Annotated in this window: 13 protein-coding genes; 1 reads left to right on the top strand and 12 read right to left on the bottom strand. The window is 57.1% G+C overall.

The window, feature by feature from the left end:
- Window positions 1-24: 24 nt before the first annotated feature.
- The 8 genes from JNO48_02945 to JNO48_02980 are packed head-to-tail and all read right to left on the bottom strand — an operon-like array spanning window position 25 to window position 11,442.
- The gene (locus JNO48_02945) at window positions 25-2,949 is read right to left on the bottom strand and encodes a flavocytochrome c (GenBank protein QTE68882.1); all 2,925 of its coding nucleotides are present in this window, start codon (window positions 2,947-2,949) and stop codon (window positions 25-27) included.
- A gap of 34 nt (window positions 2,950-2,983) precedes the next feature.
- Window positions 2,984-4,459 (bottom strand): FMN-binding protein, encoded by a 1,476-nt coding sequence (locus JNO48_02950; GenBank protein QTE68883.1) that lies wholly within the window; start codon window positions 4,457-4,459, stop codon window positions 2,984-2,986.
- 12 nt (window positions 4,460-4,471) lie between these two features.
- Window positions 4,472-5,266 (bottom strand): RnfABCDGE type electron transport complex subunit B, encoded by a 795-nt coding sequence (locus JNO48_02955; protein ID QTE68884.1) that lies wholly within the window; start codon window positions 5,264-5,266, stop codon window positions 4,472-4,474.
- Between the two features lie 14 nt (window positions 5,267-5,280).
- A complete protein-coding gene (locus JNO48_02960; GenBank protein ID QTE68885.1) occupies window positions 5,281-5,859 on the bottom strand; it encodes an RnfABCDGE type electron transport complex subunit A in 579 nt (192 codons plus the stop codon).
- Window positions 5,856-6,614: an electron transport complex subunit E gene (locus JNO48_02965; protein ID QTE68886.1), complete on the bottom strand. Its 759-nt coding sequence runs from the start codon at window positions 6,612-6,614 to the stop codon at window positions 5,856-5,858. Before JNO48_02965 ends, JNO48_02960 begins: the two co-directional genes overlap by 4 nt.
- Window position 6,615: 1 nt before the next feature.
- Window positions 6,616-8,160 (bottom strand): RnfABCDGE type electron transport complex subunit D, encoded by a 1,545-nt coding sequence (locus tag JNO48_02970; GenBank protein ID QTE68887.1) that lies wholly within the window; start codon window positions 8,158-8,160, stop codon window positions 6,616-6,618.
- On the bottom strand, window positions 8,157-9,506 hold the full coding sequence (rsxC, locus tag JNO48_02975) for an electron transport complex subunit RsxC (protein ID QTE68888.1): 1,350 nt from the start codon (window positions 9,504-9,506) through the stop codon (window positions 8,157-8,159). Before rsxC ends, JNO48_02970 begins: the two co-directional genes overlap by 4 nt.
- A 34-nt stretch (window positions 9,507-9,540) precedes the next feature.
- Window positions 9,541-11,442, bottom strand: a complete 1,902-nt coding sequence (locus JNO48_02980; protein QTE68889.1) for a GGDEF domain-containing protein — start codon at window positions 11,440-11,442, stop codon at window positions 9,541-9,543.
- Window positions 11,443-11,659: 217 nt separating this feature from the next.
- Between JNO48_02980 and JNO48_02985 the strand changes: the two genes are divergently transcribed.
- A complete protein-coding gene (locus JNO48_02985; GenBank protein ID QTE68890.1) occupies window positions 11,660-13,069 on the top strand; it encodes a leucine-rich repeat domain-containing protein in 1,410 nt (469 codons plus the stop codon).
- 52 nt (window positions 13,070-13,121) lie between these two features.
- Here the strand turns inward: JNO48_02985 and JNO48_02990 are convergent, their stop codons facing one another.
- The 4 genes from JNO48_02990 to JNO48_03005 all read right to left on the bottom strand — a co-directional run bounded on the left by JNO48_02990 (window position 13,122) and on the right by JNO48_03005 (window position 18,358).
- Window positions 13,122-14,045, bottom strand: a complete 924-nt coding sequence (locus JNO48_02990; protein QTE68891.1) for a lysophospholipase — start codon at window positions 14,043-14,045, stop codon at window positions 13,122-13,124.
- Between the two features lie 195 nt (window positions 14,046-14,240).
- Window positions 14,241-15,371 (bottom strand): flippase-like domain-containing protein, encoded by a 1,131-nt coding sequence (locus JNO48_02995; GenBank protein ID QTE68892.1) that lies wholly within the window; start codon window positions 15,369-15,371, stop codon window positions 14,241-14,243.
- A gap of 52 nt (window positions 15,372-15,423) precedes the next feature.
- On the bottom strand, window positions 15,424-17,499 hold the full coding sequence (locus JNO48_03000; protein QTE68893.1) for an alpha amylase N-terminal ig-like domain-containing protein: 2,076 nt from the start codon (window positions 17,497-17,499) through the stop codon (window positions 15,424-15,426).
- A 37-nt stretch (window positions 17,500-17,536) separates the two neighbouring features.
- Window positions 17,537-18,358, bottom strand: coding sequence for a glycosyltransferase (locus JNO48_03005; protein ID QTE68894.1), 822 nt, complete (start codon window positions 18,356-18,358; stop codon window positions 17,537-17,539).
- Window positions 18,359-18,411 lie beyond the last annotated feature (53 nt).

An 18,411-nucleotide genomic window follows, 5' to 3' on the forward strand; every position in this document is an offset into this window, starting at 1 on the left:
CAGGGGGCTTTCGCCCCCTGTTTTTCAGGTGTCCTGTTTTTCTCCGAGCAGCGTCAGCGCCTCGTTAATCTTTGCCTCGGAAGTCTCCAGGCAGGACAGCGACAGCGCAGAGTTGTGCGCTCCTTCGGAGTTTTCCACATAGCAGAAGTCAAAGAACCATTGGGCCTCCCGATGCAGTTTCCGCACCGCGTCCAATTCTTCCGCTCCAAGCTTTCCATCTGCCGCCGCGGCAGTCAGGGCGTCCTTCAGCCCGCTCAGCTTATTGCCGACCTCGGTTTCCCGGGCTGTAACCTTTGCCTGGATCGTCTGCACAAGCGAAATCACGTTGTCTGCACTGCCATGGCATTTTGCGCAGGAATTCAGCAGAACCTCATTCTGCAGCGGACTGACAAAGTAGTGGCTTCTGTATTCAATACCGTCATCCGTAGTTGCCTGCGGCATATGGCAGTCCGCACATGTCAGGTTAAAACTCGCCGCGTGTTTTCCGCCCAGTACTGTCTCCATTTCCGGATGCTGGGCTTTCAGCATTTTTGTTCCGGTTCCCGGCTGCTCCCAGTCATAGAATCCCATGGCATCATAGTAGGCCAGGATCGCCTCCGGGGTCATCTCAGCTTTGCTGTGATAAGGCATCATAGTCTCGCTGTCCGACGGCGTGAAATAATACTCGATATGGCACTGCCCGCAGGATAGAATCGCAGCGGGAATCTCGGACACCGCGTCTCCCAGTGCAGTATTCACATAGCTGTGGGTTACCGCCAGCTGCCCATCCATCCCCATACCGTCGCCATGGCAGGTATAGCAGGAAATGGTGTTTTTCATCTGGGGCATCACTTCGTCAAATGCCATTGAATAAACCCCAATGCCTTCCGTATTGACGAGCCGGGCAAAATCATCTGTCTTGCAGGTAATGCAGTTTGCTTTCGGATGAGGCCGCAGCGTCTTGGATACGTCCTCCAGGGTGTAGGTATGGCCGCGGGCGCTGCCGTAATCCTTCGCGAATCCGAATCCCTCATAAATGTTCTTCAGGTACGGATCCTGCTCCAGGTAGTCGGTCACAATGTTGTTTTCAGTATTCTGGCCCATGGTTACCGCAATACCGGAGACCACAGATGTCGGAACCTTGGATGCTTCAGCCGCAGCCGTTTCGCCGGCTGCTTCTTCCTTTGCTTCCGCTGCAGGCATAGCTGCGGCATCATTCATTTCAGCCAGTGCGGTTTCCGCCGCAATCCGGCCGAAGATCACGATATCCGCCACCGCGTTGCCGCCCAGTCGGTTTCCGCCGTGCACACCGCCGGTCACTTCGCCCGCCGCATACAGTCCGGGAATCACTTTCCCTTCAGTATTGATCACATGTGCGGATGTGTCGATCTTCACGCCGCCCATCGTATGATGAATACCGGGAGCGATCTTGATCGCGTAATACGGAGCGGTTGTCAGATCTGCATTCATACCGGTCGTCCGGCCGAATTCCGGATCCTCCTGTTTCTTCACGCACTCGTTCCAGTCTGCCAGCGTCTTGGCCAGCACAGCGGGATCTACGGAGATCAGTTCCGCGAGTCCTTCGATGGTATCTGCCTGGACGGTAATCCCCGTCTTGACGTATTTCTCGACCGCCTTCAGGTGATCCCGCAGGTTCTGGTCGAAGATAATATAGGCATAATGGCCTTCCTGTGCCAGTTCCGCGGCGGATACCGCATCCCGGGTCAGCAGCTCGTTGGTGAAACGGACACCGCTCTGGTTCACCAGGATCGCGCCGTCACCCCGAACGGATTCGGTAATCAGCATGGAAGTCGACTGCTCCACGGTGGGATGCAGCTGGATCTGCTCGATGTCCACCAGATCCGCACCGAGCGCCTGGGCCATCACAATACCGTCGCCGGTAGCGCCCGGGGCATTGGTAGTCACCGTACCCTTCAGATCCGGCCGGTACTGGGTGTACATTTCCTCATTGGCGCCGAAGCCGCCCGTCGCAAGGATGACCGCTTTGCAGTTGAATACGTAGTTGCAGTCCTTACCTTCCGCCTTTACGCCGCAGACCTTTCCGTCCGCGTCTGTCAGAAGTTCAGTTGCTTTCGTATTGTACATGGTCTCCACGCCCAGCTCATCCAGCTTGGCGCTGAAGCGCTCCACCAGGAACTCACCCACACCGGAACCGTCCGCCGGGGCATGAATCCGGTTCACGGATGCGCCGCCGGAGAAGGAAATCTTCGGCAGTTCCGCGCCGATGGAATCCAGCCAGTCAATGGCATTGGCGGATTCTTTCGCCATCACTTCCACCAGGGCCGGATCATTCAGGTCATGGCCGCCCTTAATGGTATCCGCAGCGAACAGTTCAACCGAGTCTTCAATTCCCTGTTCCTTCTGGTAATGCGTTTCCGCCGCGTTCATGCCGCCGGTTGCCTTGGTGGTGTTGCCGCCCGCATAGGGCATCTTTTCCAGCAGCACGAAATCCTCGCCCGCCTGCTTCACCATGATAGCCGCGGTCATTCCGGCGCCGCCGGCACCGATGATTACAATCCCGGTGTCAATAACTTTTTCTTCCTTGCTTCCCTTTTCACCGATATCCCTGCGGTTTGCGTCCAGCACGGCAATATCCGCGCCCGCCGCTGTCAGGGCCTCCGTTGCGGCCTTGATCACGGCGTTGCTGGTAACCGTCGCGCCGCTCACAGCGTCCACATTCGGGGTCTGGGCTTCCACAATCTTTGCGGACAGCATACCTGCTGCCACACCGCCCAGCGTTTCAGTTTCGTCTGTAGCGTCAATCAGTACGGTGGTAATTTCTGTTTCGTCCACTGTGATCAGAACCTTCACGGTGCTCAGCATTCCCTGTGCTTCAGCCTGATAGGTTCCAGGAGTAAACAATGTTTCCGCGGGCGCCGATTCAGCCGGTGCGGATACGGCGAACAGCATGACTGTCATGGCCATCAGCAGGCAGATCAGTTTTTTCATGATGGTCCCCCTCCTCGTGGGTTCAGGTCGTCACTTACTGGATTCTTCCCAGGATTTCATTCACCGCGTCAACAACCGCTCCTGAAGAAATCTTCAGCGTCGCGCCTGTGATCGCGTCAACATCAGCTGTTCCGTTTTCAACAATTGTTTTGGCCCAGGTATCTTTGATCTCGTCTGTCAGGAAATCGCTTCCTTCCATTTTTGCTTCAGACGTAATCTTGCAGTCGGTGATCTTGCCGCCCTTGGAGTTGATCATCACCTTGATGGTGCTGAAATTGGTCTCCCGCTTCGCCGTATAGCTGCCGTAATATACACGGCCGGCTTCCTCAGCAGGCTTTGCATCTTCCTTCTGCTCTTCCGCGGCGGGTTCCGCACCGGGGAACGCCTGGTTCAGTGCCTTCAGCACCGCGTTGGAGGTCACAGTCGCGCCGGAGAGCGCCTCAATGCCATTTTCACCATAGGTGAACGGGCCTTCTTTGCCGATAAACTGGCTGGTGAACGCTTCCTCGGAAGCCTTCTGGCCCAGGCCAGCGGTTTCATTCGGAGTATCGATGGACAGGGCTTTAACCGTCGTTCCATCCAGCGTTGCCTTGACCGTCACTTCACCGCCGAAGCCCTGTTCGGACTTCTCAATCTCGGTTCCGGCAACTGGTTCGGCAGCCTTCTCCTCCGCCGCAGGCGCTTCTGCGGCAGGTTCCGAAGCCGTTTCAGCGGGGAATGCCTTGTTCAGGCCCTCCAGCACCGCAGTTGAGGTCACGGTCGCACCGGTAATCGCTTCAACGCCGTTCTCGCCGTAGGTGAACGGGCCTTCCTTGCCGATAAACTGGCTGGTGAACGCTTCCTCGGAAGCCTTCTGGCCCAGGCCGGGTGTTTCATTCGGAGTATCGATGGACAGTGCCTTGACTGTCTTTCCATCCAGCGTTGCCTTGATCGTCACTTCACCGCCGAAGCCCTGTACGGTTTCTTCTACGGTCGTGCCGGCAGCCTCCGGTTCAGCGGCGGATTCCTCCGCTTTGGGGTCTTCCGTTGTTTCCTGGACAAGCTCTTCCTTCACTTCCGCTTTGGGTTCTTCCGCCGGTTCCGCGGCATCCTCGCCGGTGATTGCTCGGTTCAGGGCTTTCAGCACCGCATTGGAAGTCACAGTCGCGCCGGAGAGCGCGTCAATCCCGTTCTCTCCGAAGGTGAACGGGCCTTCCTTGCCGATAAACTGGCTGGTGAAATCTACTTCGGATGCCCGCTGACCCAGCCCGGGCGTTTCGTCCGGTGTTTCAATGGTCAGTGCCTGTACGGTCGACCCGTCCAGTGTTGCCTTCACCGTCACCGTACCGCCGAAGCCCTGTTCGGTTTCTTCGACAGCGGTTCCGTTCACCGCCGGGCCGTTCGCTTTTTCCGCCAAGTTATAGGTCATGTGTTCCCCGCCGATGATCCCCGTCAGAAACAGGGAAACGGCAATCAGTACCAATGCGCAGAGTATCAACCGGACCCACTGTCTCTTTTCAAAGTTATTCATGGCCATCTCTCCTTATACGGCGGTCGTGGTAATTGCTTTCACCGGGCATTTCGCCGCGCACTTTCCGCACAGCGTGCATTTGTCCGGATTGATCCGGGCAAGCGTTCCGTCAAATTCGATCGCGCCGAATTCGCACTGTTTCGCGCACAGGCCGCAGCCAATGCATCCGGCAGTGCAGACTTTCTTCACCTGGGGTCCCTTGTCCTTGTTCGAGCACTGCACCCGGATGATCCGGCTTTCCGGAATCAGGGTAATCAGTCCCCGCGGGCAGGTTTTGGCGCACAGGCCGCAGCTGACACAGCGGTTCCGGTTCACAACGGCAACACCGTTCCGGATGGAAATCGCCTGTTCCGGGCACACATCCACGCAGGAGCCAAAGCCCAGGCAGCCATAGTTGCAGTCGGTGATATTGATGCCGGCCATCACAGCAGCCCGGCAGTCCTTGATTCCGATATAGTTCCCCTGGTTGTGCGTGACGTCGCAGGTGCCTTTGCACGCAACAAAAGCGACCTTGCGTTCCATGGCTCCCGCCCGGGTACCCATGATATCGCCGATAGCTTCCGCTGCGGCTGCACCGCCTACCGGGCAGGCATTCACCGGGGCTTCTCCCTTGGCGATGGCTGCCGCCAGCGCGTCACATCCCGCGTATCCGCAGGCGCCGCAGTTGTTGCCGGGCAGTTTGGAACGAACCGCTACTTCCCGTTCATCCACTTCAACAGCGAATTTCTTCCCTGTGAAAACCAGACCCGCACCGACGCAGATTCCGATGACCGCAATGACCAGTGTGGTTGCCAGAATGATATTCATTCGTTCACACCTCCTCAGTGCGGCAGCCCGCCGAAGCCCATAAACGCGATGGACATCAACGCGGCGGCAATCATGACAATCGGGGCGCCCCGCAGCGGGGCCGGCAGGTCCTTCTCATTGATCCGGGTACGGATTCCGGCCAGCAGGATGATGGCAATGGTGTAGCCCAGTGCCGTACCAAAACCGCTGGTAACGCATTCAATGAAGTTGTACCCATCCTGCACGTTGTTCAGGGCAACGCCCAGCACTGCGCAGTTGGTGGTGATCAGCGGCAGGTAAATACCCAGCGCCTGGTACACCCCGGGGGACTTCTTCTTCAGGAACATTTCCACAATCTGGACCAGCGCGGCAATCACCAGGATGAAAATGATGGTTTTCATGAAGTCCATGCCCAGCGGATTCAGCACATAGTCATACAGCAGGCTGGCCACGGCGCTGGCAATGGTGATAACGAAGATGACAGCCACGCCCAGGCTGGCGGAAGCCTTCATCTGTTTGGAAACACCGAGGAAGGAACAGATTCCCAGGAACTGGTTCAGCACGACGTTGCTGATCAGGGCACTGCCCACCATAATCATGATCAGTCCGTTCACTTCACCTCGCCTCCTTCCTTCACGGCGGCCTCAATGGCCTTGGGTGCCTCCTGCAGCGCTTTCGGCTGCTCTTCCGCACCGGCGGTTTCTTCCTTCCGGTCACTGCACACGGTGGAGCACAGTGCGCAGTTGCCGTCGCATCCGCTCTCCACCAGCTGGCGCTGGCGGGTTTTGATGCCGATGGCGTTCATCACAGCGATGATCAGTGCGAATACCAGGAACGCTCCCGGAGGCTGGATGAAGATCGTCATTCCGAAGCCTTCCGGCAGGAGCTGGAAGCCGAAGATCTTTCCGGCGCCCAGCAGTTCACGGATCGCACCGGCAATCGTCAGTGCGACTGTAAAGCCGATACCCATGCCGATACCGTCCATCACGGAGAGCAGCGGCGTATGCTTGTTGGCGTAAGCTTCCGCACGGCCGAGGATGATGCAGTTCACCACGATCAGCGGAATGTAGATGCCCAGCGCTTCATAAATGCTGGGGATATAGGCTTTGATCAGCAGTTCCGTCACCGTCACCAGGCTGGCAACAATCACAATATACGCGGGCAGCCGTACCTGGTCCGGAATCACCTTCCGCAGCAGGCTGATCACCAGGTTGCTCAGCACCAGTACCGCCAGGGTGCTCAGGCCCATGCCGATACCATTCATCGCCTGGGTGGATACCGCCAGGGCCGGGCACATGCCCAGCATCAGGACCAGTACCGGGTTTTCCTTGACCAGGCCGTTCCAGAGGCGCTCGAAATACTTTTTCATCTCAATTGCCTCCCTTCGTTGCTTCTTCGCAGAACGCAAGTCCGGCGTTCACACCGTTCACCACAGCCGTGGAGGTAACCGTCGCGCCGGTCAGTGCACTGATTTCCTGTTCTCCTGATGCAGTACCCTTGATCAGGTTCAGCTCTCCGCTCCTGCCGGTAAACTGATCCTTGAAGGGCGCTTTGTCCGCCTCCATGCCCAGGCCGGCTGTTTCATTCAGTTCCGTGAAAGCAATCTTCCGGACCGCGCCGTCGGGCGTCAGGCCCAGCGCCATGGTTACATCCCCGCCGAATCCCTTGGCGGTTACGCTCGCGGCATATCCGGCCACCTGGCCGTCCGCAGTCTTGCCAACGTAGAATTCGTTGATCTTCGGGGAAGCTTTCTCATCCTGCTTCGCAATCAGTTCCTCCGCCGCGTCCACCAGTTCAAAGGTTTCCGCTTCCGGGCACACTTCCTTGTATGCGGCAGTCTTCTTCTGCAGCTCCTGCAGGTCGATGGTTCCCTTGGTCATGGAGTAAACGCCGCTCAGCGCCACACCGGCGATTGCCGCAATCAGCGTCAGGGCGATCACAGGTTTCGGAATCCGGAACGGCTCCCGCTTTACCGGGCGGGTCCTGCCGATCTTCCGGTAAGCCAGCGGCTTCTGGACGATGTAGGTATCAATCAGGGGCGTGCATACGTTGCCGATGATGATCGCGTAGCTGAAGGAGTCCGCCGTGTTGCCGTACAGCCGGAACACGCCGCCCAGCACGCCGATCAGGCAGCCGTAGATAAACTGTCCCAGCCGGCTGACCGGGCTGGTCACATAGTCGGTCGCCATGAAGAACGCGCCCATCACCACGCCGCCGCCGCACAGGTGCGCCAGCAGGAATTTGATGTCGAAGCCCTGTCCGCCGAACAGCGCAAGAAACAGGGTAAATCCGCCCAGCACGGAGAAGCAGCAGATCTGGCCGTGGATGATGTCCATGCTCCACAGCACCAGGCCGCCGATCAGCAGCGCCAGGATGGAACTTCCGATTACGCCGTCCGCGGTGCCGAGGAACATCCGGGTGATGTCCACGGTTCCGTTCATCCTCAGCACGCCCATGGGGGTCGCGGAAGATGTCGCGTCCAGGATCGGGGAAATGCTCATCGCGTTGGCAAAGGAGATCAGCAGGAAGCAGCGTGCCGCCAGCGCCGGGTTGATGAAATTCTTGCCCAGTCCGCCGAAGCAGCCCTTGACAACCGCGATTGCGAACACGGAACCGATCACCGGCAGGTACAGAGGCGTCCGCGGTCCCAGGGACAGCGCCAGCAGCAGGCCGGTCACAGCTGCGCTGCCGTCCCAGATCGTATTCGGTTTATGGACGATCTTGTTGAATACCCATTCGGTCAGTACAGCTGAAATCACAGCCAGCGCGACAATCGCGAATGCCTGCCAGCCGTATGAAATGATTCCGACACAGGTGGCCGGCATCAGGCTCAGCAGCACGACCCGCATGATATACGGGGTTGTCCATCTGTCCCTTACATGGGGAGAAGAGGAAATATTCAGCGCCTCGCTCATTTCTGGTTCCCCCCTTCCCGCTTTTTCGCGGCGGTAATTTCCGCCTTGGCTTGTTTGAACACCTGCATCAGCGGCCGTTTCGCCGGGCAGATGAAGGTGCAGCTGCCGCACTGGATGCACTCCAGTCCGTACAGCTTCTTCTCATACCGGGCCAGGTCCCCGGCGATCGCCGCGTCGGCCATCAGCTGGGGCATCAGCCCGACCGGGCATACCGTGGTGCAGCGTCCGCAGTGCAGGCAGGCGGTCATCAGTTTCTCCGCGTCCTCCACCGGGTCTTCCGCCATCACGGTCAGTCCGTTGTTCTGCTTCTGGATCGGAATATCCAGGCTTCCGATCGCAACGCCCATCATCGGGCCGCCGGCCAGCGCCTTGGCCGCTTTGCATTCTTCCTTGATGCCGCCGCATTCCTCCAGCAGCTCCGCGTAGCTCGTGCCGACCCGTACAAAGAAGTTGCCGGGTTCCTTCACCGCATCGCCGCTCACCGTGAAGCACTGGCTGAACAGCGGTTCATGGTACAGCACCGCGCGCTGGATCGCGTACAGCGTCCCTACGTTCTGCACAATGCATCCCACGTCCGCCGGCAGCTTGCTGATCGGGAAATCAACGCCCGTCACCGCCTGGATCAGGCTGCGTTCACCGCCCTGCGGGTACTTTGTGATCATTTCCTGCACCCGGATCTTCGGCTTGCCGGAAACGGCAATCTGCATCGCGTGGATCGCTTCGGGTTTGTTTTCCTCAATGCAGATTACGCCCTCCGCGTTCGGGAAAAGGCGGAGTACCAGCTCCAGGCCTTCCGCGATCGCCGTGGACTGGGTGCGCATCAGCTGATCATTGCAGGTCAGGTACGGTTCACATTCCGCGCCGTTTGCAATGATGTACTGGATTGCGTCCGGATCCTTGGGCTTCAGCTTAACATGCGTCGGGAATCCAGCGCCGCCGAGACCTACAATACCTGCTTCCTGCACACGGCTGATGATATCATCGTTGGACAGGTGGGACGCGCTCTCCTTCTGCGTGAAATCCGCAAAGGGAGTAAACTGCCCGTCGTTGTCAATCACGATGCAGTCAATCATGCCTCCGCCAAGCACCCGGCGCTTCTCGATCGCCTTTACCTTGCCGGAACAGCTGGAGTAGATATGGGCGGAAACAAATCCGTCCGCCTCCGCAATCTTTTGTCCTGTCAGCACCTCGTCTCCCCGTTGGACCAGCGGCTTTGCGGGCTTCCCGATATGCTGCTGGAGCGGAAATACCATTTCCCCTTTCGGGTCAAACAGGCGCAGCCGGGCCTCACGGCTCAGCTCCTTCCGCTCCTCCGGGTGCACCCCGCCGCGAAACGTGTTTCTCACTGTGATACTGGCTCCTTTCCATTGCGATTTTGATTTATCTTCCGGCTTTCCGCTCGGTTTTGACTTCGTACATCCGGGCGTCGGCGACTTTGATACAGTCGTCCATCGTCTTTCCTTCCGAAGCCTCCGCACTGCATGTGCCGATGGAGAATCCAAGCTGGAACGGCATTCCGGAACTGCGGTTATAGTCATCCGCAGCTGCCAGGATCCGTTCTTTCAGGTCTTTCTCGTCCCATTGGGCAATGATCACAAATTCGTCGCCGCCATACCGGATAATAACGTCTTCCGGATCACAGCACTCCGACAGGATCCACGCGGATGCTTTCAGCGCCTCATCGCCCGCGTTATGGCCGTACAGGTCATTGGTCAGCTTCATGTCATCCATATCCGTGAAAAGAACCTGGGCGCCGCCGTCCCGTTCCATCAGCCAGTCAAATGTCTCCTGCCCGAAGCGTTTCAGTCCGAACCGGTTATACAGGCCGGTCAGGCTGTCCCGCACGTACAGCTCATCCAGCGTCTCATTGAACTGGCGGAGAAGTTCCTTCTTCCGCACGTTTTCAATGGCGATTTCCAGGAAGTTGAATATGCTTTCATGCAGGTTCATCTTCGCTGCGTCGCTGATTCCGTCCAGTGCGATATATCCGATGGAATAGGTGTTGTAGTGCAGCGGATAGAACATCATGAACCGTTCCCGTTTCAGCAGGGTTTCCGGCAGGAGTTCCCCGGTCGGGAAGCGGATAAATTCGTAATTTTCGTTACCGTTTCCGCACGAATGTCCACTCTTCCGGACCGCCAGGATCATTTCCTCGCCGAAGGGCTTCTCCTCCTCCGGCCACTCGCTCTTGTCAAAATGGTCGAAGTAATAGTCGTTGAAGCACAGGTAGATATCCTGGCATCCGAAAATCCGGCGGTTCTTGCCGACGGTTTCCACCAGTTCCTGCAGGTTATTGGCTTCGAACAGGTCTTCAGCCATCTGCCCCTGCAGGTTGTAGAAATCCTTCAGGAAGCGGGTCTGCTGGAAATACAGTTCCCGGATCGTCCCCGGCCGCGCCGTTTCGGAACATCCGCAGGATTCGGAACAAACCACATGAAAGTCGGTAAGGATTTCCTTCCGGGAATCCTTCCCGTCAATCAGGCTGATCAGCAGATCCATCGCCTGGTAATTCTGGGCCTGGTTGTCCCCGCCCACCGTGGACAGGCGGGGGCTGGAAAGCTCCGAGCTGGACAGATTGTCAAACCCGGTTACAATCACGTCCTGCGGAATCCGGATTCCGCGGTTTTTCAGGGCAGTCATCAGGCCGATGGCCATTTCGTCATTCGCGCAGATAAACGCGTCCGGCATTTCCCGTTTTTCCCGAATCCAGGTGTCCGCAAGGTCTGTACCGTCGCTCGTGCGCCATGTGGCGGGAACAATCTGCACGTCCTGCTTCGGGATCCTGTTTTCCTCGCATGCGTCTTCAAACCCGTCCAGTCGTTCCCGGGCTTCCGGGCTGCCGTTGTCGGTATTTCCGGTCAGGTAAACCAGCCTTTGTGCGTGATGATCGCGGATCACATGGTTTACAATTGCCCGCTGGGCGGCGCGGTTGTCAAAGCGGATTAAAGAGCACCCTTCCATCGGTGCCCCGATGCTGACCGCCGGGACTCCGGCTTCCACAATCCGGCGTTCAATGGCATCCCGTACCCGTTTCAGCACAATCTGATTTCCCTGCACCAGTACCCCGTCAAATTTGCGCAGGTCCGGCAGGTCAAAAATGATGTATTCGCTTCTGTCCTTTGCGTTGTCCAGGTCCTTGCCCAGACAGTCAAAAATATAGATATATACGTTCTCATGGTCATCCGCATACCGCTTCAGGCCATGCAATGTGCTTTCAACCAGTTCATAATTCCAGTCAACCGTAAAAAAGGCGATCCGGTACTGTTGCTTGCCTGGACCCATGCTTCAGTCTCCTTTTTGATCTCCTGTTTTTGGGACCCCTGTTCCCGGTTGAAAAGGGGATGTCCGGAATATATTTTACGGTCTATTTATTGTAAGATGAATTGCCCGCAATGTCAATATTTGATTAGGGTCCTGCCCTGTTTCCGGGAGCGGAAATCCATTGACGGAACCATCAAAAACCGATATCATAATGATGCTTAATTGTGAGGTGAAGACCATGCGGAAACTTCCGGCATTGCTGCTGGCATGTATGCTGTGCCTTCTTTCCGTATGCCCTTCTGCCGGGGCCGCTTCACCGGATAACGGGATCCTCATCAGCGGGGATTACGAATACATTCTCCAGGGCAACGGAACTGCCATGATTACGCGTTTCACGGGAGACGCGGATGTGGTGGTTGTACCTGCCCGGCTGGACGGTATCCCGGTCTCCTCCCTGGGGGAAAAATCCTTTGCATGGTGTCCTTCACTGCTGGATGTCACAATTCCCGAGGGCATCACATCCATCGGCGATTATGCTTTCCTCTACTGCACCGGCCTCGCGGCCGTCTTCCTGCCGGATACCCTGAACGATATCGGCCGGAACCCGTTTACCGCGTGCGGCATGCTGGCAGATATCATTGTTTCGGAAGATCATCCGGCGCTTCTGTGGGATGACGGTGTGCTTTTCAGCCGCCAGGACCACCGGCTGGTCACCTTTACTGCGGTGCGTCCCCGCGGATCCTATACCGTTCCGGTTGGTATGACCACTATCGGGGCGTCCGCATTCTATGCGTGTGATAACCTCACAGAGCTGATTCTGCCGGATTCCGTTACCACCATCGGGCAGAAGGCTTTCGGCCTCTGCACCGGCCTGCGTTCCGCCGTACTGCCGGACAGCATTGATTTCATCGGCGCATCTGCGTTTTACGGCTGCCATTCCCTGCGTTCACTGATCATTCCGGAGTCCGTCACTTCCATCGCGGAAAAGACATTCGAGGACTGCACAGGCCTCCGGGAGCTTCTCCTTCCGAGGTCTGTCAGAACCATTGGGGAGCGTGCCTTTTACAACTGTTCCGCACTGGAAACAGTCGAACTTCCTCCGCGCCTGAAAGTCATCAGCCGGAGCGCCTTCGCCGGGTGCCGGAGTCTGGTCCGCGTCACCCTGCCGGGGAAGGTCACCCGGATTGAAGACGGTGCTTTCCTGAACTGCATCGGACTGGAAGGCATCGATCTTCCCGTTGGCATTCGTTCCGTCGGCGCTAATGCGTTCTCCGGCTGCTACAGCCTCCGGGAAGTCATCCTGCCGCCTGAATGTGCGGAAATCGGCACCGGTGCATTCCGGAGCTGTTTCGCACTCACCTCTTTCAGGGTTCCGGAATCTGCGGAAGAAGTCCCGGATGAGCTGTTTGCCGGATGCACCGGCCTGACTGAAATCCTTTTCCCATCCGGTCTCCGTTCCATCGGTGCCCGCGCGTTCCTGGCCTGTGGGCAGCTTGCGGAAGTCATCATCCCGGACAGCGTGCGTTCCATCGGTCCGCAGGCATTCCTGGGCTGCCGGAACCTGTTCCGCGTCTCGCTGCCGGTTCCGTCCGCGGATATTGCGCCCGATGCATTTGAGCAGTGTGACAGCCTGGCCGGGATTCCGTAAATAACTTCTTCAGAAGTACAGGCGCCTGCCATTCCGGCAGGCGCCTGTTTTTTTATTTTTCCTTGATCCATGCGGCAATATCGGCCATGACTTCGTCCCGGTTCAGTTCATTCAGGACCTCATGCCGGCATTCCGGATAGATTTTGGTGGTCACGCGCGTATGTCCGCTCTCCTTCAGCATCTCCGCAACCTTCTGTACTCCGGCTCCGTAATCCCCCACCGGGTCCAGCCCGCCGCTGATCAGCAGGATGGGAAGTTCCGGCGGAATTCCCCTGGCCCATGCCTCTGTGTTGGAAGCAGCATTGACCCGAACCAGGTCGCTCATGCCCTGTACCGTAAACAGGAATCCGCAGTATGGATCCGCCATATATTTGTCCACGATTTCCCGGTCACGGGTCAGCCAGTCAAACGGGGTCCGCCCTTCAAACTTTTTCCCGTATGTGCCGAACGCCATGGTGTTCATCAGATTGCTCTTATGCTTTTTCCCGCGTACCGCACCGATCACGGCAGCCGCCGCTTTTCCCGCACCTGCTGCCGGATTGGGGCCGCCGGTTCCCATAAAGATCGCGCCTGTAAATCCATCCTGCGGATAGCGGGATACATACATCCGCACGATGAATGAGCCCATGGAATGCCCCATCACAATGATCCTGCAGGACGGATGCTCCTGCTTTGCGCGCAGCACCATTTCCCGGTAATCCTCAATCAGCGCATTCCAGCCATTCCGCTTTCCGAACCAGCCCTTCAGTTCCGGGTCCTGGTTGGATTCACCGTGGTTGGCCATGTCATGCATGTATACCGCAATCCCGTGATCACACAGGAATCGGATGTATCCCTCATATCTTTTCTGGTGTTCCGCCATGCCATGGTGAATCACCATCACGGTTTCGAAATATCCGTCTTCCGGCGTATAGATATGGGCGCTGATTTCACACACACCCGTCTTGGACGGAAAATGAAACGGTATGTTCTTCATGGCTTGTCCCTCCCCGTTATGGGTTTTATGGTTTTTGTCTCTTGCCCCATTTGTACCATATTTTGCCGGAATGCGCAACCGTTTCTGCTGCTTTCGTCCGGTTCGCAGCGTCCCATCATGCCCGGGTGTGGAAAAACGGATGCCCCGCTGATCCGGGGCATCCGTTTCGTTGGCATATTTACTGCCGTTATATGTTCATTCCTGGGTTTCGTCTTCCGTTCCGCCGGCCGTTTCCGGGGCTGCGTTATCCGCTTCCCCCGGAGTATCCGCCGCTCCGGACAGGCGCTCTTCCGCCTGTTTCCTTTTCTTCTCCTGCCGGATCAGGCGCTTGTCGTTCAGCACGGTCCCTACGCCCACAATCAGGAACATATAATAGGTGAAGAACCGCCAGATCAGCAAGCCGACACCGATTGTACCGTCCGTAAAGATCCCGGCGAAATAGGCCATGAAACCGCCTTCCTGGGCGCCGCTCGCACCGGGCAGGGGCGTATAGCTGGCCGATACAAACAGCAGGCAGCTCATCGTCAGGATCTGGTACCACGGTGTTCCGCTCAGCCCGAACGCATAATAGGTAAATACAATCGATCCGGTCATTCCCAGCATGCTCAGCGCACTGAACAGGATCTGCATCAGGATCTGCCCGGGGGAATGGATCAGGGCAATCATGGCGGCATGATAGGAATCCAGGATCTCGGTGATTTTGGCAACGGTGGCTTCCTTGTCCCGTACCAGGTGCATTTTGTGCAGAAGCGAGATCAGCCACTCAATCACCGCCTGGATCAGGTTCCGTTTGAACGCGGCAAGCAGCACCAGCGGAACCGCGATAAAGTTAATCGCCCAGCCGATCCGTGCCGCCCAGATCAGGCCGCCCAGCTGATTGTAGGCAAATGTCCGGTTGGCAATCAGGAGGCCGAGGGTCATCATGCAGATGGTCAGCTGGTTGGAAACAAAGCGGATTGTCACTGCAGTGGTGCCGTAGGCCACCGGAATTCCCGCCTTCCGCAGGCTGTTCACCTGCATCGGCTGTCCGCCGGCAGCGCTGGGGGTAATATTGCTGTAGTAGAATCCGATCAGGGCCACGCCGATAACCCGGCCGAGGTTGATCTTATATCCCTTGGACCGCAGGTAGCTCCATGTACCGCAACCTTCAAATCCGGCATATGCTGCCCAGCACAGGAACAGACCGAGCACCCACTTGAGATCCATGGAAGCAAGCGCCTTCCAGGCGTTCTTCATCTCGGGGTTGCTGAAAGCGATAATAATCACTGCAGTGATGGAAATAATAATCACCAATGCACTGAGTACCCGCTTGATCGTGCGATTCATGTCTGACTCCTTGCTGTTATTGTTCCATTTATAGCATATACCGCTCTTCGCCTTATTCCCGGTTCGAGATAACGGCTGCGGAATACGGCGGTATGTTGAATGCCAGGTAACCGTCCGTCACGGTTCCCAGCGGTGCACATTCCGTCTCGTGCGCTTCCTGGGTGGTCAGGATCCGGCGGAAGTAAGCCTCCCCTTCCTCCGCGCCTGCGTCCCGGACAAACAGGCGGAAATCGGTCCATCCGCCCGTGTTGTTCACGGCGGTAATGCACCGGCAGTTTCCGTCAAACCGTGCGTACGCGATTCGTCCGTAATCCGCCAGCAGCGGTTTCAGGCTGCCGTGTGCCAGTACGGGCAGATCCTTCCGCAGGGCAATCAGGTCCCGGTGAAGATCAATCAGGCTCTGATCCTCATGCCCCCAGGGATATGTCCGCCGGTTGTCCGGATCGGTCCAGCCCACCTGGCCCGCCTCGTCCGCATAATATACGGTCGGTGCGCCCGGCCAGGTCATCTGGATCGTTACCGCTTCCCGGAAAATGCCCTTGTTGATTCCGGCAGCAGCCGCGCCGGATCCGACCGTTGTCATCCGGCCGACCATCCGGTTGGTCCGTGTCAGGAACCGGGAATGGTCATGGTTGCTCAGCTCATTCATTGCGGTAATCAGGCTCGGATACTTCAGGTGCGCCATCTTTTCCCGCATAATGCCAAAGAACGCGCTGCCGTTCTGGTACAGGTCATCCCGGTAGGAATCGGAATGTTTTTCCATCCCGGTCAGGAACCAGGATACCGGTTCCATGAATGCATCGTAATTCATCACGGTATCCCATTCCCGGCCGTTCAGCCAGGGGGTGGGATCGCCGTAGTGCTCCGCGATAATCAGGGCATCCGGATTCACCGCTTTCACCCGCTTCCGGAAATCCTGCCAGAAGCTGTGGTTGCATTCCTTGCTGTGTCCCAGGTCCGCCGCGACATCCAGCCGCCATCCGTCGATGCAGTACGGCGGTGCCATCCACTTCTCGGCAATCTTCAGGATCTGCTCCCGCAGTTCCGGCGATCCCTCGTAGTTCAGCTTCGGCAGGGTGGAATAACCCCACCAGCCTTCATACGCGGGCGACCGGCCGTTGCCGGATTCGTTGAAGTGGAAGTAGCTCCGGTAGGGGCTGTGAACGCTCTGGAACGCGCCCGGCAGGAAACCGGCTTTCCCCAGGTAAATTCCCTCGTGGTCCATCCATTTGTTGAAGGATCCGCAGTGATTGAACACGCCGTCCAGGATGATGCGCATCCCACGCCGGTGCAGTTCCTCGCACAGCCGGGCAAACAGCGCATCGCTCTTTTCCAGGTTTTCGGTGGAGGTCACCCGCCGGATATACCGGGGGGCGTAGCCGTTATGCTTCTCCCACAGCTGCATCTCATGCTCAACATCGTCGGTAATCACACCGAAATGGGGATCCACATGTTCGTAATCCTGGGTATCGTATTTGTGGCTCGAAGGCGAAACGAAGATCGGGTTCAGGTAAAGCACCTCAATCCCGATTCCCTGCAGGTAATCCAGCTTGTCCATAATCCCCTGCAGGTCTCCGCCGTAGAATGAACGGATATCCGTGTCGGTCGGCAGCGCATCCCAGTCGCTGATATGCTTCGCGTGCCCGATCGTATAATAATACTCATTGTCCGTCACGTCATTCGACGGATCCCCGTTGAAGAAACGGTCCGTGAAGATCTGGTACTGTACGGCGCCCTTGGCCCATTCCGGCACATGGAATCCGGGAACAAAACGGAAGGCGTATACCGGGTTAAAGTCCAGCGTGGTGCCTTCTTCCACCCGTGCGCCGCTCTTGTCATAGGCAATTCGGCCGTCATCATGGCACTCAATCAGGAACCGGTACATTACCTCCTGGTCATTGCAGACCAGGCTGGTTTCATAAAAATCGAAATAATCATCGCTGCGGGTTTTCTCCATCTGGGTACCCACGTTCATGGAATCAAAAAGGATAATCACCCGTTTTGCGCTGTTTTTGGCCACCCGGATCCGGATGGTAACGGAATCTTCCGGATCCGGCTCAGCCGGAAACCGGTAATCCGGCGTTTCATCGCTGAACACAGCGGATAAAACGTTCTGACTTACAACCATGAATGCCTGCTCCTTGTAATCCAAATCTGTACAGCCGTCACTTGTCCAGTCCGACCTTGAACAGATAAAGCCACAGTTTCTTTTTGTATTTCCCGTACTCATTCCGGAAGATGTACATATCCCGCATGGAATGGTACAAGCGGATCTTGGTATTGATATTCCGCAGCGGATGCGTTACGCAGCTGAATGCCTGCCGGAACGTCATGCTGCCCATGGACCGATGATAATCGTACAGGTACTCCTTTACAAAGGAAACCCGCTCCGCTTTCTTCAGGTAGGTAACATGGAACACAAAGTCTTCCCCGTATGTCAGTCCGTCCTGGAAAGCCAGCCCCATATCTTCAATGATATCCCGCCGGAACAGCTTGTTCCACAGTACGCCGTAAAAGTATGTGTTTGCCTTCCGGCACAGCATCGGCAGCATATCCGTCACGCTCATCGTGTCGTCCCGGTTTTCCAGGTTGAATCGGAATTCGCGGGTTCCCAGGCATTCCTTGTACCCGCCGATCACCAGGTCAGCGGCCTCTTTTTCCGCTTTGTTCACCAGGATCTCGGTGGATTCCGGCGGCAGGGTGTCATCCGCGTCCAGGAAGCGGATATATTTTCCCGTACAGAACCGCATCCCGGTATTCCTTGCCTGGGACACACCCCCATTTTCCTGGGTATGCACCTGGATCCGGTCATCCCGTTCCGCAGCCTCACGGGCAATCTGCAGGGTATTGTCCCGGCTGCCGTCATCCACCAGGATAATCTGGATATTCCGCCAGGTCTGGCCAATAACGCTGTCCAGCATGCGTTTCAGCGTTTTTTCCGCATTGTACGCCGGAATCACAATACTGACAAGCGGCTGTCCTTCCAACTTCGCGCACCTCTCTGATAAGGGATCGTGTGCAAATGCATACAGGTTATTGT

Source organism: Clostridiales bacterium, from assembly GCA_017569285.1.
GTDB lineage: Bacteria > Bacillota > Clostridia > Christensenellales > Aristaeellaceae > Aristaeella.

Bases quoted from the DNA above. Each gene is read 5' to 3' on its own strand.
- JNO48_02945 (QTE68882.1), bottom strand. From the start codon at position 2,949: ATGAAAAAACTGATCTGCCTGCTGATGGCCATGACAGTCATGCTGTTC.
- JNO48_02950 (QTE68883.1), bottom strand. From the start codon at position 4,459: ATGAATAACTTTGAAAAGAGACAGTGGGTCCGGTTGATACTCTGCGCA.
- JNO48_02955 (QTE68884.1), bottom strand. From the start codon at position 5,266: ATGAATATCATTCTGGCAACCACACTGGTCATTGCGGTCATCGGAATC.
- JNO48_02965 (QTE68886.1), bottom strand. From the start codon at position 6,614: ATGAAAAAGTATTTCGAGCGCCTCTGGAACGGCCTGGTCAAGGAAAAC.
- JNO48_02970 (QTE68887.1), bottom strand. From the start codon at position 8,160: ATGAGCGAGGCGCTGAATATTTCCTCTTCTCCCCATGTAAGGGACAGA.
- JNO48_02980 (QTE68889.1), bottom strand. From the start codon at position 11,442: ATGGGTCCAGGCAAGCAACAGTACCGGATCGCCTTTTTTACGGTTGAC.
- JNO48_02985 (QTE68890.1), top strand. From the start codon at position 11,660: ATGCGGAAACTTCCGGCATTGCTGCTGGCATGTATGCTGTGCCTTCTT.
- JNO48_02990 (QTE68891.1), bottom strand. From the start codon at position 14,045: ATGAAGAACATACCGTTTCATTTTCCGTCCAAGACGGGTGTGTGTGAA.
- JNO48_02995 (QTE68892.1), bottom strand. From the start codon at position 15,371: ATGAATCGCACGATCAAGCGGGTACTCAGTGCATTGGTGATTATTATT.
- JNO48_03000 (QTE68893.1), bottom strand. From the start codon at position 17,499: ATGGTTGTAAGTCAGAACGTTTTATCCGCTGTGTTCAGCGATGAAACG.